Here is a 22,164-nt window from a genome sequence, read left to right as displayed (position 1 = left end):
GCCCACGGAAGGAACCCGAACCATGTCCGACACCCGAGCCTTTCCCGAGGGCTTCCTCTTCGGCGCCGCGACCGCGGCCTACCAGATCGAAGGGGCGGCCTTCGAAGACGGCCGCGCCGCGTCGATCTGGGACGCCTTCAGTCGCGTCCCCGACGCCGTCATCAACGCCGACAACGGCGACGTGGCGTGCGATCACTACCACCGCTACGCCGGTGACGTGCAGATGATGAAGAGCCTCGGACTGCAGACCTACCGCTTCTCGACGTCGTGGGCGCGCGTGCGCCCCGACGGGGGCCCGGTGAACGCGAAGGGCGTCGACTTCTACAAGCGTCTCGTCGACGAACTGCTCGGTGCCGGCATCCTTCCCTGGCTGACGCTGTACCACTGGGACCTCCCGCAGGCGCTGGAAGACCGCGGCGGATGGACGGTGCGCGAGACCAGCGAACGCTTCACCGAGTACGCGCTCGACATGCACGACGCCCTCGGCGACCGCGTCGACGTCTGGACGACCCTCAACGAGCCGTGGTGCTCGTCGTTCCTGAGCTACACCGCCGGCGCGCACGCTCCCGGCCACTACTCGCAGGCCGAGGGCATGCTCGCCGCCCACCACCTGCTGCTCGCCCACGGGCAGACGGTGCGGGAGCTCCGTGCGCGCGACTCGTCGCTCAACCTCGGCCTCACCCTCAACCTGACGGTCGCGGATGCCGTGGACGCGGCCGATCCCGCCGACCTCGACGCCGCGCGTCGCGTCGACGGACAGTTCAACCGCTGGTTCCTCGACCCCGTGTTCCGGGGCGAGTACCCCGCCGACATCATCCGGGACTTCCGCGACACCGATGCCGCGGCCGTGGCCCGCTGGCAGGAGGCCGTCCGGCCCGGCGACCTCGACATCATCTCGACGCCGATCGACTCGCTCGGTGTGAACTACTACCACGGGGAGTTCGTCGGCGGCACGCCGCCCGAGGTCGACCCGCCCGCCGGGGACGCGCCCACCACGCGTCCCATCGGAAAGCCGTTCCCGGCCCACGAGAACCTGTACTGGCACGACCGCGGCCTCGCGCGCACCAACATGCACTGGGAGGTGCAGCCCGAGGGGCTCACCCGGCTGCTCGAGCGGGTCAGCGAGGAGTACTCGGCCGAGGCCGGCGTCGCCCTGTACGTCACCGAGAACGGCGCCTCCTACGACGACGAGCTGGTCACCGACGGCGACGAGGCGCGCGTGCACGACACCGAGCGCGTGGAGTTCGTCGAGGCCCACCTGGGCGCGGTTCTGGATGCCGTGGACAAGGGCGTCGATGTGCGCGGCTACTTCTACTGGTCGCTCATGGACAACTTCGAGTGGGCCTGGGGATACGAGAAGCGCTTCGGCATCGTCTACGTCGACTACCAGACGCAGGAGCGCACGGTGAAGGACTCCGGCCGGCAGTACGCTCGCATCATCGCCGAGCGCGCACTGGTCACCGCACCCGCGGTGTAGGCCGCGCGCGAGGGGGTCGAGGAGGCAACGCGATGGAACTCGCACCCGTGCGGGGCACCGCCACGATCGAAGAGGTCGCGGCGCGGGCCGGTGTGTCACGCTCGACCGTGTCGCGCGTGGTCAACGGTTCCACCGCCGTCTCCCCGGCCGCCCTCGAAGCCGTGCGCCGCGCGATCGACGAACTGCAGTACGTTCCCAATCGCGCGGCGCGCTCCCTCGCCAGTCGGCAGACCCGGGCCATCGCCCTCGTCATCCCCGAGCAGACGGAACGCTTCTTCGGAGACCCGTTCTTCGCCTCGATCGTCGCCGGCATCGGCGAGGTGGTCGGCGAGTCGGACTACATCATGAACATGCTGATCGCCAGCGACGACGCCAGCGCCAAGGCTCTGGCGTACCTGCGCGGCGGCAGCGTCGACGGGGCGATCGTGGCCTCGCACCACACCAGCGACACCTTCCTCGACCGCGTGGCCGACGTCGTGCCCGTGGTCTACGGCGGGCGCCCGGCCCGCGTGCGCGCCGACGACTACTACGTCGACGTCGACAACGTGGAGGGCGGTCGTGTCGCCACCGCCTATCTGCTGGCGCGCGGTCACCGCCGCATCGGCACGATCTCGGGCCCGCTCGACATGCCCGCCGCGATCGACCGCCTGCAGGGCTTTCGCGACGCGCTCGGCGAGGCGGGCGTCGAGCCCGCGGCGATCGAAGACGGCGACTTCACCGAGATGGGCGGCGCGCTGGCGATGAGCCGCATCCTGTCAGCGGGCCCGCTGCCCGACGCGCTCTTCGTCGCCAGCGACCTGATGGCCCGCGGCGCCTACGCGGCGCTGCGCGACAAGGGGCTCGAGGCCGGGCGCGACCTCGCCGTCATCGGGTTCGACGACTCCGCCGTGTCGACCGCGTTGCGCCCGGCGCTGACCACCGTGCGTCAGCCGTCGTTGACGCAGGGGCGGCACATGGCATCCGTTCTGCTCGACATCCTCGCCGGGCGCCCCGCGGCGCACGCGACGATCCTGCCCACCGAGGTCATCGAGCGCGACTCGGCCTGAGACTCTCGCGATCGGCCGTCACTCCCAGGCCGCCGTGTCGGGATCGATCCCGTGCGCGCGAGCGCTCGCCTCGATGGCGTCGCGGAGCCAGGTCGAGAGGCCCGGCCGCACGGCGTCGTAGTGGTCCGCGAAGCGCGGATCGGCGGCGTACATGCGCCCGAGGTGCACCTGCATCTGCCGGGTGATCGGGAAGTACTGCGAGAAGACCTCGCGGTGGCGTTCCACGAGCGCGTTCGCGGTGGCGTCTCCGGGCACCGCTCCCGCATCGACCGCGGCGCCGAGCTCGGCGTCGAACGTCGCGACCGTCTCGGTCACGGCCGCCCAGTCACCGGCCGTGCGCGAGGCGGAACGCTCGGCGTACTGCTGCCACTGCGCCGATGCGCCGTACGCCTCGCGCGCCTGGGCGGGCCACGCGGTGTTCCACCCCGGGCCGAACGTCTCGCGCTGCTCCTCGTCGGAGAGCAGGATGCCGTGTTCCTGTGCCGCGATCATGCGCTGCAGATCGTCGTCGAGGTCGCGCAGCTGCGCGATGCGCCGGGTGAGCTGGGCGCGCTGCACCCGCAGCTGCGACGCGACGTCGCCGCCGGGCTCGTCGAGCACGGCGCGGATGGCGTCGAGGTCGAGTCCGAGCTCGCGGTAGACGACGATGCGGCGCAGTCTCTCGAGGTCGTCGTCGGTGTAGAGGCGGTACCCGGCGGCGGATCGCGCCGCGGGGCGCGCGAGGCCGATCTCGTCCCAGTGGTGCAGAGTGCGCACGGTGAGGCCGAGCCGGGTGGCCGTCTCGCCCACCGGCATCCCCTGGTCAGTCATGCGACTCATTGTCGTCGCGCCCGATGCCGACGGCCTGCAGATTGCGCCCCTCCGCGGTGGTCGGGTCGAAGACCTTCGCGGCGGTGAAGAGCACGCGGGCGTTCTCGGGCGTGACGATCTCGACGTCGCGGGTGTTCCACGGGGTGTCCCGTGGCCCGGCGTCGATCCCGACTGTCCGCAGCGACTCGACGAGCGGGCCGATCTGGTCGATCACGCAGGCGAAGCTCACACTGGCCGCCGGTGCGACGGCGGGCGCATCGCCGACCGTCAGCAGCACGTCCTGGAAAGCCCAGCGGCGCAGGTGCACCATCTGCCCCGGAATGCCGAACAGCTCGAAGAACCCGAGCCCCCGCGTCCAGAAGTCGACGGAGGCCGCGAGATCGGCCGTCGGCACGGTGACGAACATCGGCATCCCGTAGAGGCCGCGAAACAGCGGAGGCGCGACGGCGGCGGGGCCGGGAGGCGGGACGGGGCTGATGTCGAAGGCGTCGAAGGTGTCGTTCATTCCCCCAGGCTCGGGCCTGACGCCGCGTGAGGGTCAAGCTCGAGTGCGAAGCCGTCGTCGGCACTGCCGGGGCCCCGCCTCCCCGGCAGCGTCGACGTCAGCGTCGTGCGGTGCTCGCCCCGACCCCGGGTGCGGGTTCGTCGTCGACTTCCTCGCGGTGCAGGGTCTCGGGCAGAGCCGAGATGCCGACGACGCCGATGATGCTGAGTCCCACGAGATAGGCCGCGACCAACCACGGTGCCCCGCCGGCGAGGCCGACGAGCGCGGTGGCGACGAGGGGCGCGGTGCCCCCGACCAGAGCCGCCGGGATCTCACGCGAGATCGCGATACCGCTCCACCGCATGCGGGTGGGGAAGAGTTCCGCGAGCATCGCGGCGCTGACGCCGATCGTCGCCCCCTGCACGATGGCCAAGCCGAGCACGAGGGCGACGCCCACCAGAACGGAGCTCTCGGTCTGGAACAGCAGGAACATCGGGAACGCGAAGACGATCGCGAACACGGCCGCCGCGAGCAGCACCGGCTTTCGCCCGATGCGATCGGCGAGCCGACCGAACCCCAGCGTGGCGGGGATGGTCAGCAGCTCGGCGACGATGAGCGCGATGAGCGCGTGCGTCGGATTCACGGCCAACGTGCCCGTGGTGTACGAGATCGAGAACGTCTGCACGATGTAGACCCACGGCAGCGCGAAGACGAAGAACGCCATGCCCGCCAGCAGGGTGCGCCAGTGCGAGCGCACCGCGGTGGCGAGCGGCGCGCGCGACACCTCGCCGTCTCGCTCGGCCGCCGAGAAGGCCGCGGTCTCGGTCACCCGCAGGCGGAAGTACAGCGCGAAGGCGACGATGACGATGCTGGCCACGAACGGGATACGCCAGCCCCACGCCTGGAACTGCTCGAGCGGGAGCAGGCTGATGAGGGCGAACGTCGCCGTCGCGAGGGCCATGCCGAGGTAGACGGAGGCGCCCGGGAATCCGGCGATGAACGCCCGGTTGCGCGTCTCGGACGACTCGCTCGCCATCGTCATCGCGCCGGCGAACTCGGCCCCCGCGCCGGCACCCTGGAACAGACGCAGGACGATGAGCAGGATCGGAGCCCAGATCCCGATCGACTCGGCCGTGGGGAGCAGACCGATCAGGGTCGTGGCGATGCCCATCATGAGCAGGGTCGCCAGCAGCGTGCCCTTGCGGCCGATGCGATCGCCGAAGTGCGCGAAGATGAGGCCGCCGATCGGACGAGCGCCGAAGCCCACCGCGAAGGTCGCGAAGGCGCCGAGGAGCCCGGCGAACTGACCGCCGCCGGGGAAGAACAGCGGCGCGAAGACCAGAGCGGATGCCAGTCCGTAGAGGGTGAAGTCGTACCACTCGATCACCGTGCCGACGGAGCTTCCGATCACCGCCCGGCGGCGCTGCGCCCGCGGGTTGAGCTGCCGATCGTCGATGTCGTTCGCGATGTCCATGTCCAGGCACTCCCTCGTGTCTTGCGGTACCTCCCCAGGCTAGGAAGGCGCCACCCGCGGCCCGCTGTGCCCACGACACAGCATCCGAGGAGGGGAATGGATGCATCGCACAGGCCGGCGCACGGCGAGGCCCGCGGGCGGGGGGACTCCCCGTCGCGATGCGGCGGTCGCCGTGCGACGCGCGGTCGGGACTCAGCGGTCGCCGCTCGACGGCTGCTGGTACACGTCTGCGACGTCGTCACCGTCGGCATCCACCGCTTCGTCGCGCGCCAGCTGCGCGTACCGGCGATTGCGGACGAGCAGCACGCACGACGCCAGGAGCGAGGCGAGGAGCGAGGCGACCATGATGGCGATCTTGGCGTCGTCGGTGTGCGGGGAGCCGTCGGGGAAGCTCAGCTCGGCGATCAGCAGCGAGACGGTGAAGCCGATGCCGGCCAGCAACCCGACCCCGGCGAGATCGATCCACCGCAGCGCCGGGTCGAGACGCACGCGGGTGACGAGCGTGAGCAGGCGCACACCCAGCAGGATGCCGAGGGGCTTGCCCAGCACCAGACCCGCCACGACGCCGATGGTCACCGGGTCGCTGAGCGCTCGGACGATGCCGTCGCCCCCGCCCACGGCGACCCCCGCGGCGAAGAACGCGAAGATCGGCACAGCGATGCCGGCCGAGATCGGACGGAACCGGTGCTCGAACTGCTCGGCGAGGTCGGTGCCCGCGTTCGTCCGCCGACGCGAGGGCCCCACGGGGATCGTGAAGGCCAGGGCGACACCGGCGATGGTGGCGTGCACGCCCGACGCGTGCAAGAACGCCCACGCCGCGAAACCGATCGGCAGCAGCACCACCCACGCCGCCCAGGGGGTGCGCGCGAACCACGCGCGTGCGCGATGGGCGATGACTCCGTAGACCACGACGAGCGCGGCGAACACGCCGAGGGGCAGCAGGGCGATGTCGCTCGTGTAGAAGATCGCGATGATGGCGATCGCGATGAGGTCGTCGACCACGGCCAAGGTCAGCAGGAAGATGCGCAGCGGACCCGGGAGGTGCGACCCCACCAACGCGAGCACGGCGACGGCGAAAGCGATGTCGGTCGCCGTCGGGATGGCCCAGCCGGCGAGCAGGCTCGGCTGGGTGTGCACGACCGCGATGTAGATGAGCGCCGGGACGGCGACACCGGCGACGGCGGCGGTGACCGGCACGATGGCCGTCTGGAATCGGCGGAGGCTGCCCACGACGATCTCGCGTTTGAGCTCGAGGCCCACGAGGAAGAAGAAGATGGCGAGGAGGCCGTCGGCCGCCCAGGCGCCCACGCTGAGTTCGAGGTGCCACGGCTCGTAGCCGAAGCGGAAGTCGCGCAGCGCGAAATAGGAGTCGGAGGCGGGCGAGTTGGCCCACACGATGGCGACGACCGCCGCGATGACGAGCAGCAGGCCGCCGACGGACTCGCGGCGGAGGATCGTGGTGACGCGGTGCACTTCGGCGTAGCCGGGCCAGCGCGGGGCGCGGAGGTCGTTCTGGGTCATCGGGATTCCTCAGGGGTCGGTCGACAGAATGTCGACCAGACTTCCCGACGCACCGTCATCCATTCTACGCGACAGGCACGACGGTGACCGGCGGTCCGCACCACCGGTCACCGAGCGAGGAGCGGTCAGTCGGACTGCTCGTCTTCCTCCGGGTTGAAGTGCGAGGCGGTGGCGGAGTGCCCGGCCGCGACCCCGTCGGGATCGTTGGGGATGGTCCCGTCGGCGCCCAGGCCGCCCGGCTTGGGCGTGCCCTCGTCGTCGGGCGCGTCGTGCAGGTTCTCGTCCGCCGCGGGCTGCGAGGGGTCGGAGGTTCCGGATGCCATGATCGTGCCTTCCTCGTCATCGGTGGCGAGGCGCCGGTCGGGCACCCTCGCCGAGAGGCCCGACGCTATCGACGCCCGTGTGCGGCGTATGCCCGCTTGCGGGACGGCGGCGGGTGTGCTGCGCCTCGCCGCCAGCCGCGGCCGCCGCCCGCGAGCGGGGCTAGGCGGGTCCGCCCGCCCGGTGCGCGTACCCCCGCCACGCCGGCTGCCGGCCTGCCCGCGCGGTGCGCGCGCTCGCGGGTCTGCACGCGCGGGGCGGGGGACCGACGGGCCGAACTCCTGAGTTTCCCGAGCATCGCCGGCGTTTCCGCCCACGAGCGCTCCCGGCCGCGTGACTGATCAGGAGTTCGGCCCGCCGTCGCGCCCCGGACGGCGGGGGTCGGTTCGCCGTGGCGCCCGGGCGGCCTGCGCCGTCGAGACCGCATCCGATTGTCGAGACCGCAGCCTTTCGGCGGCAATCGCGTGCGGTTTCGGCAAACGGATGCGGTCTCGGCGAGGAGGGCGCCCGGCGAGGGGCGCGCCCGGCGTCAGTTCGGGTCGCCGCCCAGCGGCCCCACCGCGGGGATCGGGCCGCCGTCGTCGGCGCCGGTCTTGCGCGCTCGGGCGATGGCGTTGCCGAGGTGGTAGATCACGAGCGCCGCGACCGAGCCCAGCACGATGGCCCCGAGCTGGAAGTCGCCGAACTGCATCGTGAAGCCGGCGATGGCCAGCACCAGCGCAACGGCGCCGGTGTACTGGTTGACCGGACGCGAGAAGTCGACGCGGTTGTCGACCCAGATCTTGATGCCGATGATGCCGATCAGGCCGTAGAGCGCCGTGGTGACACCACCGAGCACGCCCGGCGGAATGGTGTTGAACACGGCGCCCACCTTGGGCGACAGGCTCAACACGATCGCTGCGAGACCGGCCACCCAGTAGACGGCCGTGGAGTACACGCGGGTGGCGGCCATCACGCCGATGTTCTCGCCGTACGTCGTGGTGCCCGATCCGCCGAAGGTGCCCGCGATGGTCGTCGCCACGCCGTCGGCGATGAGGGCGCGGCCGGTGGAGCGGTTGGCGGTGGCATCGGTCATGGCGGCGACCCCGCGTACGTGGCCGACGTTCTCGGCCACGAGCACCAGCACCACGGGAAGGAACATCGCAATGACCGACCACGTCTGCGGCGAGGCGAAGTCGGCGAGGTGGAACTCGGGCCAGCCCACCCACGGAGCGGCCTCCACAGCGGCGAAGTCGATGAGCTTCTCGCCCGTGCCGGCCTGGATCAGCACGGTGGCGACGTAGCCGACGATCACGCCGAGGAAGATCGAGATGCGGCCGAGGAAGCCGCGGAACAACACGCTGAACAGGATGACGGCGACCAGCGTGATGGTGCCGGGCAGCGGCTGGAGCTGGAAGTTCGACCACGCCACGGGCGCCAGGTTGAAGCCGATGAGGGCCACGATCGCGCCGGCCACGACCGGCGGCATGACCTTGTCGACCCATCCGAGACCGACGAACTGCACGACGAAGCCGATGGCGGCGAGCAGGATGCCGACGGCCACGATGCCCGCGAGGGCGGAACCCATGCCCGCGGTCGCGGTGGCCGCGGTCACCGGCGCGATGAACGCGAACGACGAGCCGAGGTAGCTGGGGAGGCGGTTGCGCGTGACGAGCAGGAACAGCAGCGTGCCCACGCCCGAGAACAGCAGCGTCGTCGACACCGGGAAGTCGGTGAGCACCGGCACCAGGAAGGTGGCGCCGAACATCGCGATGACGTGCTGAAGGCCGATCGCGACCGTGGCGCCCCAGTTGAGGCGCTCGCCGGGTGCGACGACCGCTCCCGGTGCGACGGTGCGCCCGTTTCCGTGCAGCTTCCAGCGGAACATGTGTCTCCTCGTGAGGTCGTGATCGGATGCCGAGATCACACGGCATCGGCGAGGTCACACGCCGTGTCGTGGTGTCTCGGCGACGGCGCGTGATCTCGCGAGGGGGAAAGGGGTCAGGCGGTCAGGAGGCGCAGGAGTTCGGCGTAGCGGTCGCGGGTGCGGGTGACGATCTCGGCCGGGAGCGCGGGGGGCTCGCCCTGCTTGTCCCAGTTGTCGGCGAGCCAGTTGCGCACGATCTGCTTGTCGAAGCTCGCCATGCGCTCGGCCGCGGTGGACCCGGTGCGCCAGGCCTCGGCATCCCAGTAGCGGGAGGAATCCGAGGTCAGCACCTCGTCGGCGAGTGTCAGCACGCCGTCGGCGTCGTATCCGAACTCGAACTTGGTGTCGGCGAGGATCAGGCCGTGCGCCTCGGCGGTGGCGGCGGCGCGGCGGTAGATCTCGAGCGACAGCTCGCGCAGCGCCTCGGCGGTGTCGGAGCCGACGAGCTCGACCGACCGCTCGAACGTGATGTTCTCGTCGTGCTCGCCCATGGGCGCTTTGAACGCCGGGGTGTACAGCGGCTCCGGCAGGCGGTCGCCGTCGTTCAGGCCGGCGGGCAGCGGGATGCCGCACACGGTGCCCGAGTCGCGGTACTCCGCCCAGCCCGATCCGGTGAGGTACCCGCGTACGACGCATTCGATCGGCTGCATATCGAGGGAGCGCACGAGCATGGCGCGTCCGCGCACGGCATCCGGGATCAGCTCGACGGCCTCGTCGCCCACGAGGGCGTGGTCGGCCGCGAGGTGGTTCGCGATGCCGCGACCGCCATCGGCGCCGGCGAGCTGGTCGAACCACCACAGGCTGAGCGTGGTCAGCAGCGTGCCCTTGTCGGGGATGCCGGGGGCGAGCACGTGGTCGAAGGCGCTCACGCGGTCGCTGGCGACCACCAGCAGGTGCGTCGGGGCGGCCTCGTCGGCGGTGCCGGCGGGAACGTAGAGATCGCGCACCTTGCCGGAGTAGATGTGGCGCCAGCCGGGGAACTCGAGCGGGGGAGCGGTGGTCACACGCTCATTATTGCGGAGGCGCGGCCTCTTCATCGGCGCGGATTGTGTCATATGCGGCCTCGCGGTGCCCGCCCCCGGGCTCGCGCGCGGCTGTTGACTACCCTCGGAGGAATGACCGAGGCAGCCCCCGACACCGCGGTGAACATCGACCCACACCTGGGTAGTCGCCACAAGACCATTCGCGGCTGGGTCTTCTGGCCCGCCGCCGGCATCGCTCTGGCGTTCATCGCCTTCGCCATGCTCTTCCCCCACGCGGCCGAAGCCACCTTCGGCGCCGTCCAGACCACCATCGTCTCGGCCTTCAACTGGTACTACGTGCTGATCGCGGCGTTCTTCGTCGTCTTCGCCCTCGCGATGGGCTTCAGTCGCTTCGGCACGATCAAGCTCGGCCAGGACGACGACGAGCCCGAGTTCTCGACCATGTCGTGGTTCTCGCTGCTGTTCGCGGCGGGAATGGGCATCGGCCTGGTGTTCTACGGCGTGAGCGAGCCGCTCAGCCACTTCGCCCAGCCCCGACCGGGCGTGGAGGGGACCCCGAACCAGCTCGCCCAGCAGGCGATGTCGCAGACGTTCCTGCACTGGGGCGTGCACGCCTGGTCGATCTACGTCGTCATCGGCCTCGCCCTCGCCTACGCGTTCCACCGCCGCAAGCGCCCGCGCACCATCCGCTGGGCGCTGGAGCCGATCCTCGGGGCGCGCCTCGTGCAGGGCGCCTGGGGCAACGCCGTCGACGTGGCGGCCCTGGTCGGCACGCTCTTCGGTGTGGCGACATCGCTGGGTCTGGGCGTCATCCAGATCAGTGCCGGCCTGGACTATCTGGGCATCGTGGCGCCGTCGGCGATCAGCGAGGCCATCATCGTCGGCATCATCACCGGCTTCGTGCTGTTCTCGGTGCTCTCGGGTGTCGGCAAGGGCATGAAGTGGCTGTCGAACATCAACCTCGTGCTCGCCGGCGCGCTCATGCTGTACCTGCTGTTCGCCGGTCCCACCGAGTTCCTGCTGCGCGACGTGGTGCAGTCGATCGGCAACTACATCCAGAACTTCGTCGGGCTGTCGTTCACGACCAGCGCCTATTCCGGTGAAGACGGGGTCGCCTGGCAGGGGACCTGGACCTCGTTCTATTGGGGCTGGTGGATCTCGTGGGCCCCCTTCGTGGGGATCTTCATCGCGCGCATCTCGCGCGGCCGCACGGTGCGCGAGTTCGTCACCGGCGTGATCCTGGTGCCCACGCTCGTCGGCATCCTGTGGTTCACCGTGCTCGGTGGCACCGCGATCTACGGCGAGCTCACCGGCAGCGTGTCGCTGCTCGGTTCCGACGGCTCGGTGAACGTCTCGACCGCGCTGTTCCAGATGCTCGAGGGCATTCCCGGCACCGTGTTCCTGGCGATCGGCTTCCTCGTGCTCATCGGGATCTTCTTCGTCACCTCGGCCGACTCGGGCGCGCTGGTGATGGGAATGATCGCGACGGGCGGCGAAGAGGAGCCCAAGCGGTGGGTGCGCATCTTCTTCACCCTGGCGACCTCGCTGATCGCGTTCGCCCTGCTGCTGGCCGGTGGTCTCACCGCGCTGCAGACGGCGGCGATCAGCATCGCGCTGCCGTTCAGCGTCGTGCTGCTGGCGATCTGCTGGGCCACGGTCGTGGCGTTCCGCCGTGAGATGAAGGCGTACGACAAGGCCGAGCGCGCGCACTTGCGCGACTCGATCGGCGAGCACTACGGCCTCGAGGTCGAGGAGCCCAACCAGCGGGGCATCTTCGGCCTGCCGGCGCGCTGGCGTCCGCGCAAGTCGGTCACCGCCTCGGCTCCCGACTCGGACGCTCCGGCGTCGTCGGAGTCGTAGGGCGCGGTCCCGCTGAACGTCCACGACTCCCGGATGCCGCGCCACGCGGCCCGGGTGTCGTGGACATTCGCGTTTCGCGTCGCGGCATCCTGGCCCGCTCCGCGCTCCGCGCTCCCCGCTCCCCGGCACGCGCTCCCCGCTCCCCGGCAAGCGCGCGTGAGTCGCCGCGCTCGCGAGCCCGTTGAGTGTCCAAGACGCGCCGCATGGAGCGCCCCGACTGTGGCGTGTTCTGGACACTCAACGTTCAACCCGCGAGCTCGCGTCCCGCCGTCCGAGAGCGTATAGTCCACGTGGACTAGTCGACACGGACCATGAGGGGGACGGATGCCGGAACAGCCCCGCCTCACCCCGATCGCGGTCATGATCCTCGCCACCCTGCGCGAGGCCGACATGCACCCCTACGAGATGGTGCGCTTGCTCAAGGAGCGGGGCGACGATCGCCTCGTCCCCCTGCAGAAGGGCACGATCTACCACGCGGTCGCCCGCCTCGAACGCGACGGCCTGCTCGCCGAGGTCGGCGTCGATCGCGACGGCAACCGCCCCGAGCGCACCACCTACACACTGCGGGATGCCGGGCGCCGGGCCGTCGAGCAGTGGGTGCGCGCCGAGCTCCCCCAGATCGACCGGGCCAGTGACTTCCGCGTCGCGCTGTCGGAGGCCCACAACCTCCCGCGCGACGAGGTCATGGCCCTGCTCGACCGACGCCGCGGCCTGCTCCTCTCCTCGGTCGACGAGCATCGCGCCGGTCTCGACAAGGCCGCCACGTCTGAGACCCCCGAACAATTCCTCGTCGAGCTGCAGCGGCAGTCCGCTCTGCTCGACGCCGAACTCGCGTGGCAGGACTCCCTGCGTGCGCGTCTCGCCGACCGCTCCCTCGCCTGGGGCATCGCCGAAATCCCCGAACACATCAAGAAGAAGCGCCGCGTCTCAAAGGAGACCACCCCATGACCGACTCCCGCGCCGCCTCCGCGGCATCCACTCGTACGGGATCCACCCGCACCGAACGCAGCCCCTGGCCCGCCCTCTGGGCTCTGGTCATCGGGTTCTTCATGATCCTGGTCGACACCACGATCGTCTCGGTGGCGAACCCCGCCATCAAGGCCGCCCTCGACCCCGACACCAACAACCTCGACAACGTCGTGTGGGTCACCTCGGCCTACCTGCTCACCTATGCCGTGCCGCTGCTCATCACCGGCCGTCTCGGCGACCGCTTCGGCCCGAAGAACGTCTACCTCACGGGCCTCGCGATCTTCACCCTCGCCTCGCTCGCGTGCGGGCTGGCCCCCTCGCTCGAGATGCTGATCGTCGCTCGCGCCGTGCAGGGTCTGGGCGCCGCCCTCATGACACCCCAGACGATGGCCGTCATCACCCGTACCTTCCCGGCGCAGAATCGCGGCGCCGCCATGGGTCTGTGGGGAGCGACCGCCGGTGTCGCCACCCTCGTCGGCCCGCTGGCCGGTGGCCTGCTCGTCGACGGCCTCGGGTGGGAGTGGATCTTCTTCATCAACATCCCCGTCGGCATCATCGGCTTCATCGCCGCGGTCATCCTGGTGCCCCAGCTGCCGCGCACCGCGCACAAGTTCGACATCCTCGGCGTCGTGCTGAGCGCCGTCGGTCTGTTCCTCATCGTGTTCGGCCTGCAAGAGGGTGAGCACTACTCGTGGGCGGCGTGGATCTGGGCGATGGTCGTCGCCGGTGTGGTCGTGATGGGCGTGTTCATCTGGACGCAGGCGCGCAGCAAGGGCGAACCCCTCGTGCCGCTCGAACTGTTCCGGGAGCGCAACTTCTCGATCGCGAACCTCGCCATCGCCGCGGTCGGTTTCACCGTGACGAGCATGGCGTTGCCGCAGATGTTCTACCTGCAGCTCGCCCGTGGCCTCACCCCGACCGAGTCGGCGCTGCTGCTCATCCCGCTGGCGATCCTGTCGGGCGTGCTCGCGCCCTTCGCGGGCAAGCTGCTCGACCGGACCGACCCGCGATTCCTGCTCGTCCCCGGTCTGCTGCTCGTCGGGGGCTCGCTCGGGCTCTACGCCGCGCTCATCCTGAACGACGCGCCGATCTGGGCCTTCCTCATCCCCGCGGCCTTCATGGGCATCGGCAACGCCGGCATGTGGGGCCCGCTGGCCACCACCGCGACGCGCAACCTGCCGCCGCGCCAGGCGGGTGCCGGCGCCGGCATCTACAACACCACGCGCACCGTCGGCTCGGTGATCGGCTCGGCATCCATCGCCGCGTTCATGCAGGCGCGTCTCGAGGCGAACCTGCCGGGGGCCGCGGATGCCGGGGCGAGCTTCGGCGGCGGCACGCTTCCGCCGCAGGTGGTCGATGGCTTCTCCGCGGCGATGGGGCAATCGCTGCTGCTGCCGATCATCGTGATCGCGGTCGGCCTGGTCGCCGTGCTGTTCATGCGTCGCCCGTCGATGATTCGCCCGCACGGTGCCCCGCGCGAGGCCGAGCCGGCCACGCAGGCGCAGGCCGCTCCGGCCGTCGCGGGCGAGTAACGTCCGACGCGCGAACGCCGTCGTCCCCCGCGGGGCGGCGGCGTTCGTCGTTCGCGCTCAGGGTTCGGACGCTCGCGGCGGTGACGAGGGGAGGAGCTGGGGCGGAGGGAGGACGGATGCCGGTCCGGCGGTCCTCCGCTCGTCACGGCTCCTCCGCTGGGCCCCCGCGACGCGATCGGCGGTGCGTCACGGCGGGCGGTTCCATATTCAGTTATACGCCGCTATAGTCAAAACGAGCCGCCGTCCGATCCCGGTCACTCGCAGGAGCATCCATGATCACCTCTGCCCCGAACACCGCCACCCGCACCGCCGTCGAGAGCGACGCCGCGACGACCGGCACCCGCCCGCGGTGGGCCCGAACCGCCGGCATCCTGATCGTCGTCGGCGGGGTGCTGCTCACCGCGGCGACCGCCGTCGAGCTCACCGCCGACGTCGCCACCGAATCCGGGCCGGCGACCGCCTTCTGGGTGTTCTTCCTCGCGAGCACGCTCGCCCATGTCGCGGCGATGGTCCCGCTCGCGCTGGGCCGGGGCGACGGAGAGGGCGCCGTCGGCTCGTCTCTCGTGGGCAAGGTCGCGCTTCTCGGGTTCGGGGCGCTGTTCCTCGCGAACCAGAGCATGTACCTCGTCACGGCCTACCTGATGCCGTCCGCCGTGTTCACCGAGGGGGCGATGGCGTTCCTGGTCGCCGTGAGCGCCGTGCAGGGCATCGCTCTGCTGATCGGCGGCATCGTCATCGTCCGCGCCGGGGTTCTGACGGGCGCGGCACGCTGGGCCGTCCTGGTGCTGGCTCTCGTCGGCTTCGCGCTCGGCGTCGTCCTCACCGTGAGCACCATCGAGGCGCTGTCGAACGCGATGTACTTCGTCTCCACCGGCGCGCAGATCGTCGCGGGGCTCGTGATCTTCCGGTCGACGGTCGCGGCGGCGAAGTAGCGTTCTCCCGTGCCCCGTAGCTACCACTCTCCCCGACGGCAGGCCGACGCCGCCGAGACCCGCGCGACGATCGTCGAGGCGGCGGCCCGGCTGTTCGTGCGCGACGGGTACGTCGCCACCTCGATCAAGGCGATCGCGGCCGAGGCGGGGGTGTCGGTGCCCACGGTGCACCTGAACGGACCCAAGCACGGTCTGCTCATCGCGGCGTTCGAGCGCACGTTCGCGGGAGATGAGGGGCGGCACTCGCTCGCCGAGCGCCCCGAGCTCGTCGCCATCATGGGCGAGCCCGACACCGATACCGCGATCGCCCGGTACGTGGACTTCCTCATCGACGCCAATCAGCGCTCGGCGGCGATCGTGCGCGCGATGGTGGCCGCCGCCGACAGCGACCCCGAGGCGCGCGCCGCCTACCTCGACCTCGAGATGCGGCGCCACCGCGACATGACGATCGCCGCGGGCTGGTTCGAGCAGCGCGACCGCATCCGCGTCGACCAGCTCGATGACGCCGCCGACGTCCTGGGGCTGCTCACCGGCCCCGATCCGTGGACGCACCTCACCGTGGCCCGCGGGTGGGACGTAGCCGCCTACCGCACCTGGCTGACCGCGCAGCTCGTCCACCTCTCCGACAACCTCGCCTAGACCCCCGCCCGTCGGCGGACAGGGTCATCCTCGAAAGACGCAGACATGACACCCTCCGCCCTGTTGTGCAGCATGCCCGCCACAGGCCACGTGGGCCCGCTCCTCGTCGTCGCGCAGGAACTGCAGCGGCGCGGGTGGCGCGTGCGCCTGCTCACCGGGTCGCGGTACCAGCGGATGGTGGAGCAGGCCGGCATCCTGTTCCTCCCCCTTCCCGCCGAGGCGGACACGCTCGACGGGATCGGCGCCGACGAACGCGACCGCGGACTCGCCACCATCAACCGCGGGGTCGAGCGCGCGTTCGTCGATCCCGCTGCCCCGGCGGCGGCCGCCCTCGACCAGATCCTGAACGACGAACCCGCCGACGTGGTGCTGCACGACATGACCTTCCTCGGCGTGCAGACCTTGTTCGCACGAACGCGCTCTCAGCGCCCCCTCACGGTGATGTGCGGCATCGGGCCCGCGGGTTTCTCCAGCCGCGACACGGCCCCGTACGGACTCGGCATCACGCCGCTCCGGCACCCCACGCTGAACCGCCTGCGCAACGGCGTGCTCGGGGTGACGGCCAAGACGGTGCTGCGTCCCGTGCACCGCTCGCTCGATCTCTTCCTCGCGGGCGTCGGCGCGCCGCCCCTGAACGGCGCGTTCTTCATGGACGTCCTCTCGCGCAGCGACCTGCTCGCGCAGTTCACGGTGCAGGAGTTCGAGTACGCCCGACGCGACGCCCCGGAGGCGCTCCGGTTCTACGGCCCCATGGCATCCGCCGCCGCCCATCCTGTTGCGGCACCGGAGTGGTTCGACGACCTCGACCCGACCCGGCCGCTCGTGCACGTCACGCAGGGAACGGTCGCGAACACCGACTACACCGAGGTGATCGAGCCGACGCTCACGGCACTGGCCGACCTACCCGTGCAGGTAGTCGTGACCACCGGCGGGCGCGACGTCGAGACCCTGCCCGTCCTCCCCGACAACGCCTTCGCCGCGAGCTACCTGCCCTACGACGACCTGCTCGCCCGCACGAGTGTGCTGGTGACCAACGGCGGCTACGGGGGCCTTCACCACGCGATGCGCCACGGCGTGCCGATCGTGATCGCCGGCGACTCGGAGGACAAGGTCGAGACCTCCGCGCGCGTGCAGCACGCCCGGGTGGGCGTCAACCTGCGCACGGGGCGTCCGACTCCGGATGCCGTCCGCGCAGCCGTCCAACGCATCCTCGCCGACGACGGTTACGCGGCCCGCGCCCGCCGTATCGGCGACGCGATCGCGGTCGCGCCCGGCGCCCCCGGGCTCGTCGACGACGTCGAGAAGATGCTCGCGGCGCGCCGCCGCTGATCTCGCTCCGGGCGGGAGCGCCGAGACCCCCGGTGTCAGGCCTCGACGACGCGCGCGGCGATGTCGGTGCGGTACTGCCCGCCCTCGAGGCCGATGCGCTCGAGCCCGGCGTAGGCCGCGGTGCGCGCCTCGCCGAACGTGGAGCCGGTGGCGACGACGCTGAGCACGCGTCCGCCGGTGGCGACGAGCTCGCCGTCGCGGAGCGCCGTCGCCGCGTGGGCCACGTGCACGCCGTCGACCTCTTCGGCCTCGTCGATCCCCGTCAGCACGCGACCGGTCAGCGGCGCCTCGGGGTAGCCCTCGCTCGCGAGCACCACGGTGACGGCGGTCGCGTCGGCGAAGGCCGGGCGGGGCTCGTTGTCGAGCGTGCCGGAGGCTGCGGCCAGCAGCAGTCGCGACAGGGGGTCGACCAGGCGCGGAAGCACGACCTGCGTCTCGGGATCGCCGAAGCGGGCGTTGAACTCGATGACCTTCACGCCCTGCTCCGTGAGGATGAGACCGGCGTAGAGCAGGCCGATGAACGGGGTGCCCTCGGCATCCATCTGCCGGATCACGGGCTCCGCGATCGCGCGCGTCACGTGGTCGACGAACTCGGTCTCGCCACCGAAGCGTTCCGACAGCCAGGGGAGGGGGGAGTACGCCCCCATGCCGCCGGTGTTCGGGCCCTCGTCGCCGTCGCGCAGGCGCTTGAAGTCCTGGGCGGGGCTGAGGGGCGCGACGCGATCGCCGTCGCTGAGGAAGAACAGCGACACCTCGGGGCCGGAAAGGAACTCCTCGATCAGCACCGCACCGGTGGGCAGGTAGGTCTCGGCGTGGGCGAGGGCGGCCTCGCGGTCGGAGGTGACGATGACGCCCTTGCCCGCGGCCAGTCCGTCGGCCTTCACCACGTAGGGGGCGCCGTACTCGTCGAGGGCGGTTTCGACGGTGGCGAGGTCGTGCGCGCGCGCCGAGCGTCCGGTGGGCACGCCCGCGGCATCCATGATCCGCTTCGCGTAGGTCTTCGACCCCTCGAGCTGGGCCGCGGCCTTGCCCGGACCGAACACGGGGATGCCGTGCGCGCGCAGCGGATCGGCGACACCGGCGACGAGCGGCGCCTCGGGTCCCACGACGACGAGATCGATGGCCTCGGCTTTGGCGAACACCAGCACGGCGGCCGGGTTGAGCGGGTCGAGGTCGACGAGGTGGGCCTCGCGGGCGATGCCGGCGTTGCCGGGCGCGGCGAAGATGGCGTGCGAGGCCTCTTCGGAACGCAGCGCGAGGATGATGGCGTGCTCGCGCGCGCCCGAACCGAGGACCAGGATTCTCACTCGGCCAGCCTACCGAGCGGGGCCTTTCGCCGTTGAGTGTCCACGACACGCCGCATCCGCTCGAGGCGATGCGGCGTGTCCTGGACACTTAAAGGGGGGACCCGGGGATGGGCGACCCGGGCGACGCGGGGGAGGCGGCGCGGGTACCGTGGAGGCATGCCTCCCCGCCGAATCGAGACCGGTGACGGCCGCGCGGCGCTCGCGGCCGTGGCCGCGGGTGACGCCCCGCGCACGGCGACGGCCACCGCCGTGCGCTACCTGCTGCAGCTCCTGGTCGAGAAGGCTCCCGGCAACTCCGTCGAGATGCGCGTACCGCCCTTCGGTGCGGTGCAGGTGATCGAGGGCCCCCGCCACACACGCGGCACCCCGCCCAACGTCGTCGAGACCGACGCCGCCACCTGGATCGCCGTCGCCACCGGGCGGGAGCACTGGGCGGATGCCGTGACCGCCGGCCGCATCGTCGCCTCCGGCGTGCGCGCCGACATCAGCGCGCTGCTGCCGCTGCGGCCCTAGGCCCGCCCGCCTGCCGCCCGCGCGCTCGCGCCGAGACGCCACCTGTGGGCGCCGAGACCGCATTCGTTCGCCGAGGCCGCACGGTATTGCGGACGAACACGTGCGGTCTCGACGAACGGATGCGTCCTCGCGGGGCGCCGAGGGGTGCGCCTCGTCAGCGCCGGACCGGGTCGCCGCCGCCGGCGAGGAACCGCACCAGGTCGCGGCGGGTCGGGGCCGCCTCCCAGTCGCCGGGTACGAGGCACGCCATCGCCCCGCAGGCGTTGGCGCGCACGAGCGCGTCGGCGACGTCGAGTCCCTCGAGGTGGGCGCTGAGGTAGCCGGCGACGAACGCGTCTCCGGCGCCGACGGTGTCGAGGGGGTCGATGACGAAACCGAGCGCCTCGGTGAGGCCGGTTTCGGTGAAGACCGCCGCCCCCGCGGGACCGCGCTTGACCACCACCTGCTCGACGCCCGCCGTGAGCAGGGAGTCGGCGGCATCCGGGGTCAGCAGGGCGAACTCCTCGACCCCGCCGAACACGAGCGTCGAACGCTCGGCGATCTCGCGCAGGATCGGCCCGGCGACATCGGGGGCGGCCAGCGCGGAGCGGTAGTTCACGTCGAAGCTCACCGGCACACCCGCGGCGCGGGCGCGATCGACGGCGGCGAGCACCGTGTCGTGCGCCGTGGCCGACAGCAGCGGGGTGATGCCCGTGACGTGGAGCAGGTCGGCATCCTCGATCCATCGAACCGGGAGGTCGCCGGGGGCGAGGCGCGAGCCGGCCGAACCGCGTCGGTAGTAGTGGACGGCGGTGGATGCCGCGGAGGGACGCTCCTTCAGCATGAGCCCCGTGGGCGCATCGGTGTCGACGAGCGCGTGCACGTCGAGGCCCTCGCCGCGCAACTCGCGCGCGATGCGCTCGCCGAGGGGATCATCGCCCACGCGGCCGAGCCACCCGGTGTCGACGCCCAGGCGCCGCAACCCGACGGCGACGTTGCTCTCGGCTCCGCCGATGCCGAGCGCGAGGCCCGCGGCATGGCGGAGCGACCCGATCTCGGTCGTGCGGGCGAGCGCCATGGTCTCGCCGAGGGTGACGACGCGGGTCACGAGCCGTCCCCCGCGTCGCAGGCCGACCCCGCAGCTGTGCGCGCGACGCCGGAACGGCCGACCGCCGAGGTCGCGGCGCGGGCCCGACCCGCCGGGGAGGCGCCGCTCACGCCGAGACCCCCGCGCACACCGCGACGAACCGCTCGGCCCTCGCGCGCAGCGCGCCCAGATCGCCGCCGCGGAACGCGTCGCCGAGCAGAGGCCCGCCCACGCTGACCGCCACCGCGCCCGCCGCGAGCCACGCGGCCGCGCTGTCGGCATCCACTCCTCCCGAGGGGACGACGGCGATGTCGGGGAACGGTCCGCGCAGATCCTTCAGGTAGCCGGGGCCGACCTGGCCGGCCGGGAACACCTTGACCGCCGAGGCGCCCGCCGACCACGAGGCGAACAGTTCGGTGGGAGTGAGCCCTCCCGGCACGATCGGCATGCCGGCGGCGACCGCGTGCTCGACCAGGGCGGTCGAGGTGATCGGGGTGACGACGTAGTCGGTGCCGACGGCGATCGCGCGCTCGAGCTGGTCGAGGTTCGTGACCGTGCCGATGCCGAGGTCGCCGTCGAACGACCCGCGCAGCTCGGCGAAGGCGTCGAACGTGCCCGGCGTCGTGAGGGTCAGCTCGACGCTCTGCACGCCCGCCTCGGCGAGGGCTGCGAGCACCGGTGCGTAGTCCGAGGCCGCGGACGCGCGGGCGACCACGACGAGCTTCGACGAGACGGTGCGGAACGGAAGCTCACCAGTCATGGACGGTCCCATCCAGCAGGCGGTTCACGGGCAGGTAGGCCTTCGTGTACTCGAACGCACCGGCGGCCTCCTCGTCGAGCTCCACGCCGAGACCGGGCTGGTCGCCGGGGTGCAGGAAGCCCCGGTCGAAGGTGAAGGAGGTTTGGAACACCTCGAGTGTCTGCTCGTTGTGCGGCATGTACTCCTGGATGCCGAAGTTGTGGATCGCGAGATCCAGGTGCAGCGCCGCCGCCATGCCGACGGGCGAGATGTCGGTGGGGCCGTGGATGCCGGAGCGGATGCCGTAGATCGCGGCGAAGTCGAGCAGCTTCTTCATCGCGGTGATGCCGCCGGTGTGGGTGACGGCCGAGCGGACGTAGTCGATCAGACGCTCGGTGATGAGCGTCTGGTAGTCGTAGACGGTGTTGAACACCTCGCCGATCGCGAGCGGGGTGGTGGAGTGCTGGCGGATGAGGCGCAGTGCCGTCTGATCCTCGCCGGGGGTGGCGTCCTCGAGCCAGAAGAGGTCGTAGGGCTCGATGTCCTTCGCGAAGCGCGCGGCCTCGATCGGCGACATGCGGTGGTGGCCGTCGTGCAGGATGCGCAGGTCGGTGCCGAACTCCTCGCGGATCTGCGAGAAGACCCCGGGCATGTGGTTCAGGTACTGACGGGTGTCCCAGGTCTCCTCGGCCGGCCGGTCGCCGGAGCGCTTCGCCGGCTCGTAGTCGTAGCGCACACCGGGGCCGGCGGCCGAGACGCCGTAGATCTGGCCGAGCCCGGGAACGCCGGTCTGCACGCGCACGGCCGTGAAGCCGAGCTCGCGGTAGCCGGTGATGGCGTTCGAGAGGGCCGCGAAGTCGGTGCCCGAGGCGTGCGCGTAGACGCGCACGCCGTCGCGGCTCGCCCCTCCGAGCAGCTGGTACAGCGGCATCCCGGCCTTCTTGGCCTTGATGTCCCACAGCGCCATGTCGACCGCGGCGATCGCGGCCATCGTGACGGGGCCGCGGCGCCAGTAGGCACCCCGGTAGAGGTACTGCCAGGTGTCCTCGATGCGGTCCTCGTCGCGGCCGATGAGCATCGACGCGAGGTGGTCCGAGAGGTACGACGCCACCGACAGCTCGCGGCCGTTGAGGGTGGCATCCCCCCATCCGACGACGCCGTCGGACGTGGTGACCTTGAGGGTGACGAAGTTGCGGCCGGGGCTCGTGACGATGACGTCGACGGTGGCGATGCTCATGCGGGGTCTTTCTGGTCGA

The 22,164-nt window shown here is 71.3% G+C and carries 20 protein-coding genes; 9 read left to right on the top strand and 11 right to left on the bottom strand.

The window, feature by feature from the left end; translation table 11 throughout:
• Positions 1–22: 22 nt before the first annotated feature.
• Complete coding sequence (locus tag ASG45_RS00455) at positions 23–1,477, top strand: glycoside hydrolase family 1 protein (RefSeq protein ID WP_055831967.1); 1,455 nt, start codon at positions 23–25, stop codon at positions 1,475–1,477.
• Positions 1,478–1,509: 32 nt separating this feature from the next.
• On the top strand, positions 1,510–2,523 hold the full coding sequence (locus ASG45_RS00450) for a LacI family DNA-binding transcriptional regulator (protein WP_055831966.1): 1,014 nt from the start codon (positions 1,510–1,512) through the stop codon (positions 2,521–2,523).
• Positions 2,524–2,541: 18 nt separating this feature from the next.
• Here the strand turns inward: ASG45_RS00450 and ASG45_RS00445 are convergent, their stop codons facing one another.
• From ASG45_RS00445 to ASG45_RS00415, 7 genes are all read right to left on the bottom strand, one after another.
• The gene (locus ASG45_RS00445) at positions 2,542–3,333 is read right to left on the bottom strand and encodes a MerR family transcriptional regulator (protein WP_082516387.1); all 792 of its coding nucleotides are present in this window, start codon (positions 3,331–3,333) and stop codon (positions 2,542–2,544) included.
• The gene (locus ASG45_RS00440; protein ID WP_055831962.1) at positions 3,326–3,838 is read right to left on the bottom strand and encodes a glycosyl transferase; all 513 of its coding nucleotides are present in this window, start codon (positions 3,836–3,838) and stop codon (positions 3,326–3,328) included. The genes ASG45_RS00445 and ASG45_RS00440 overlap by 8 nt, the downstream gene beginning before the upstream one ends.
• Positions 3,839–3,935: 97 nt before the next feature.
• Positions 3,936–5,291, bottom strand: coding sequence for an MFS transporter (locus ASG45_RS00435; RefSeq protein WP_055831961.1), 1,356 nt, complete (start codon positions 5,289–5,291; stop codon positions 3,936–3,938).
• 192 nt (positions 5,292–5,483) lie between these two features.
• Positions 5,484–6,812 (bottom strand): Na+/H+ antiporter NhaA, encoded by a 1,329-nt coding sequence (gene nhaA, locus ASG45_RS00430; protein ID WP_055831959.1) that lies wholly within the window; start codon positions 6,810–6,812, stop codon positions 5,484–5,486.
• 125 nt (positions 6,813–6,937) lie between these two features.
• Entirely contained in the window at positions 6,938–7,135 is a 198-nt protein-coding gene (locus ASG45_RS00425) for a hypothetical protein (protein ID WP_156458681.1), read from the bottom strand.
• Positions 7,136–7,662: 527 nt separating this feature from the next.
• A complete protein-coding gene (locus ASG45_RS00420; protein ID WP_055831956.1) occupies positions 7,663–9,000 on the bottom strand; it encodes a uracil-xanthine permease family protein in 1,338 nt (445 codons plus the stop codon).
• Between the two features lie 113 nt (positions 9,001–9,113).
• Positions 9,114–10,076 carry a phosphoribosylaminoimidazolesuccinocarboxamide synthase gene (locus ASG45_RS00415; protein ID WP_055831955.1) on the bottom strand — a complete coding sequence of 321 codons (963 nt, stop codon included), beginning with the start codon at positions 10,074–10,076 and terminating at the stop codon, positions 9,114–9,116.
• A gap of 78 nt (positions 10,077–10,154) precedes the next feature.
• Here ASG45_RS00415 and ASG45_RS00410 point away from each other — a divergent pair, with 78 nt between their 5' ends.
• The 6 genes from ASG45_RS00410 (at position 10,155) to ASG45_RS00385 (ending at position 17,283) form a co-directional block, all read left to right on the top strand.
• The gene (locus tag ASG45_RS00410) at positions 10,155–11,882 is read left to right on the top strand and encodes a BCCT family transporter (protein WP_055831954.1); all 1,728 of its coding nucleotides are present in this window, start codon (positions 10,155–10,157) and stop codon (positions 11,880–11,882) included.
• Between the two features lie 324 nt (positions 11,883–12,206).
• Entirely contained in the window at positions 12,207–12,830 is a 624-nt protein-coding gene (locus ASG45_RS00405; protein WP_055831952.1) for a PadR family transcriptional regulator, read from the top strand.
• Positions 12,827–14,383, top strand: coding sequence for an MFS transporter (locus tag ASG45_RS00400; protein WP_055831950.1), 1,557 nt, complete (start codon positions 12,827–12,829; stop codon positions 14,381–14,383). The genes ASG45_RS00405 and ASG45_RS00400 overlap by 4 nt, the downstream gene beginning before the upstream one ends.
• 272 nt (positions 14,384–14,655) lie before the next feature.
• Positions 14,656–15,315, top strand: coding sequence for a hypothetical protein (locus tag ASG45_RS00395; protein WP_055831949.1), 660 nt, complete (start codon positions 14,656–14,658; stop codon positions 15,313–15,315).
• Positions 15,316–15,324: 9 nt separating this feature from the next.
• Positions 15,325–15,954, top strand: a complete 630-nt coding sequence (locus ASG45_RS00390) for a TetR/AcrR family transcriptional regulator (protein ID WP_055831947.1) — start codon at positions 15,325–15,327, stop codon at positions 15,952–15,954.
• 45 nt (positions 15,955–15,999) lie between these two features.
• Positions 16,000–17,283, top strand: coding sequence for a glycosyltransferase (locus ASG45_RS00385; protein WP_055831945.1), 1,284 nt, complete (start codon positions 16,000–16,002; stop codon positions 17,281–17,283).
• A gap of 35 nt (positions 17,284–17,318) precedes the next feature.
• Here the strand turns inward: ASG45_RS00385 and purD are convergent, their stop codons facing one another.
• The gene (gene purD, locus ASG45_RS00380) at positions 17,319–18,590 is read right to left on the bottom strand and encodes a phosphoribosylamine--glycine ligase (RefSeq protein ID WP_055831943.1); all 1,272 of its coding nucleotides are present in this window, start codon (positions 18,588–18,590) and stop codon (positions 17,319–17,321) included.
• 156 nt (positions 18,591–18,746) lie between these two features.
• On the opposite strand from purD, the gene ASG45_RS00375 reads away from it, so the two are divergent.
• Entirely contained in the window at positions 18,747–19,103 is a 357-nt protein-coding gene (locus ASG45_RS00375; RefSeq protein ID WP_055831942.1) for a sterol carrier family protein, read from the top strand.
• Positions 19,104–19,257: 154 nt separating this feature from the next.
• On the opposite strand, the gene ASG45_RS00370 is transcribed toward ASG45_RS00375, so the two are convergent.
• The 3 genes from ASG45_RS00370 to manD form a co-directional block, all read right to left on the bottom strand.
• Positions 19,258–20,190, bottom strand: coding sequence for a sugar kinase (locus ASG45_RS00370; RefSeq protein WP_082516385.1), 933 nt, complete (start codon positions 20,188–20,190; stop codon positions 19,258–19,260).
• Positions 20,191–20,296: 106 nt separating this feature from the next.
• Positions 20,297–20,929, bottom strand: coding sequence for a bifunctional 4-hydroxy-2-oxoglutarate aldolase/2-dehydro-3-deoxy-phosphogluconate aldolase (locus ASG45_RS00365; protein WP_055831940.1), 633 nt, complete (start codon positions 20,927–20,929; stop codon positions 20,297–20,299).
• The gene (gene manD, locus ASG45_RS00360) at positions 20,919–22,145 is read right to left on the bottom strand and encodes a D-mannonate dehydratase ManD (protein ID WP_055831938.1); all 1,227 of its coding nucleotides are present in this window, start codon (positions 22,143–22,145) and stop codon (positions 20,919–20,921) included. Before manD ends, ASG45_RS00365 begins: the two co-directional genes overlap by 11 nt.
• Positions 22,146–22,164: the final 19 nt, after the last annotated feature.

The sequence above is a fragment of the Microbacterium sp. Leaf436 genome (assembly GCF_001424715.1).
Lineage (GTDB): Bacteria > Actinomycetota > Actinomycetes > Actinomycetales > Microbacteriaceae > Microbacterium.
Note: the sequence above shows the minus strand (reverse complement) of the source record. Positions and strands in the feature narration are given on the sequence as shown.

Bases quoted from the DNA above. Each gene is read 5' to 3' on its own strand.
- ASG45_RS00455 (WP_055831967.1), top strand. From the start codon at position 23: ATGTCCGACACCCGAGCCTTTCCCGAGGGCTTCCTCTTCGGCGCCGCG.
- ASG45_RS00450 (WP_055831966.1), top strand. From the start codon at position 1,510: ATGGAACTCGCACCCGTGCGGGGCACCGCCACGATCGAAGAGGTCGCG.
- ASG45_RS00445 (WP_082516387.1), bottom strand. From the start codon at position 3,333: ATGACTGACCAGGGGATGCCGGTGGGCGAGACGGCCACCCGGCTCGGC.
- ASG45_RS00440 (WP_055831962.1), bottom strand. From the start codon at position 3,838: ATGAACGACACCTTCGACGCCTTCGACATCAGCCCCGTCCCGCCTCCC.
- ASG45_RS00435 (WP_055831961.1), bottom strand. From the start codon at position 5,291: ATGGACATCGCGAACGACATCGACGATCGGCAGCTCAACCCGCGGGCG.
- nhaA (WP_055831959.1), bottom strand. From the start codon at position 6,812: ATGACCCAGAACGACCTCCGCGCCCCGCGCTGGCCCGGCTACGCCGAA.
- ASG45_RS00425 (WP_156458681.1), bottom strand. From the start codon at position 7,135: ATGGCATCCGGAACCTCCGACCCCTCGCAGCCCGCGGCGGACGAGAAC.
- ASG45_RS00420 (WP_055831956.1), bottom strand. From the start codon at position 9,000: ATGTTCCGCTGGAAGCTGCACGGAAACGGGCGCACCGTCGCACCGGGA.
- ASG45_RS00415 (WP_055831955.1), bottom strand. From the start codon at position 10,076: ATGAAGAGGCCGCGCCTCCGCAATAATGAGCGTGTGACCACCGCTCCC.
- ASG45_RS00410 (WP_055831954.1), top strand. From the start codon at position 10,155: ATGACCGAGGCAGCCCCCGACACCGCGGTGAACATCGACCCACACCTG.
- ASG45_RS00405 (WP_055831952.1), top strand. From the start codon at position 12,207: ATGCCGGAACAGCCCCGCCTCACCCCGATCGCGGTCATGATCCTCGCC.
- ASG45_RS00400 (WP_055831950.1), top strand. From the start codon at position 12,827: ATGACCGACTCCCGCGCCGCCTCCGCGGCATCCACTCGTACGGGATCC.
- ASG45_RS00395 (WP_055831949.1), top strand. From the start codon at position 14,656: ATGATCACCTCTGCCCCGAACACCGCCACCCGCACCGCCGTCGAGAGC.
- ASG45_RS00385 (WP_055831945.1), top strand. From the start codon at position 16,000: ATGACACCCTCCGCCCTGTTGTGCAGCATGCCCGCCACAGGCCACGTG.
- ASG45_RS00375 (WP_055831942.1), top strand. From the start codon at position 18,747: ATGCCTCCCCGCCGAATCGAGACCGGTGACGGCCGCGCGGCGCTCGCG.
- ASG45_RS00365 (WP_055831940.1), bottom strand. From the start codon at position 20,929: ATGACTGGTGAGCTTCCGTTCCGCACCGTCTCGTCGAAGCTCGTCGTG.
- manD (WP_055831938.1), bottom strand. From the start codon at position 22,145: ATGAGCATCGCCACCGTCGACGTCATCGTCACGAGCCCCGGCCGCAAC.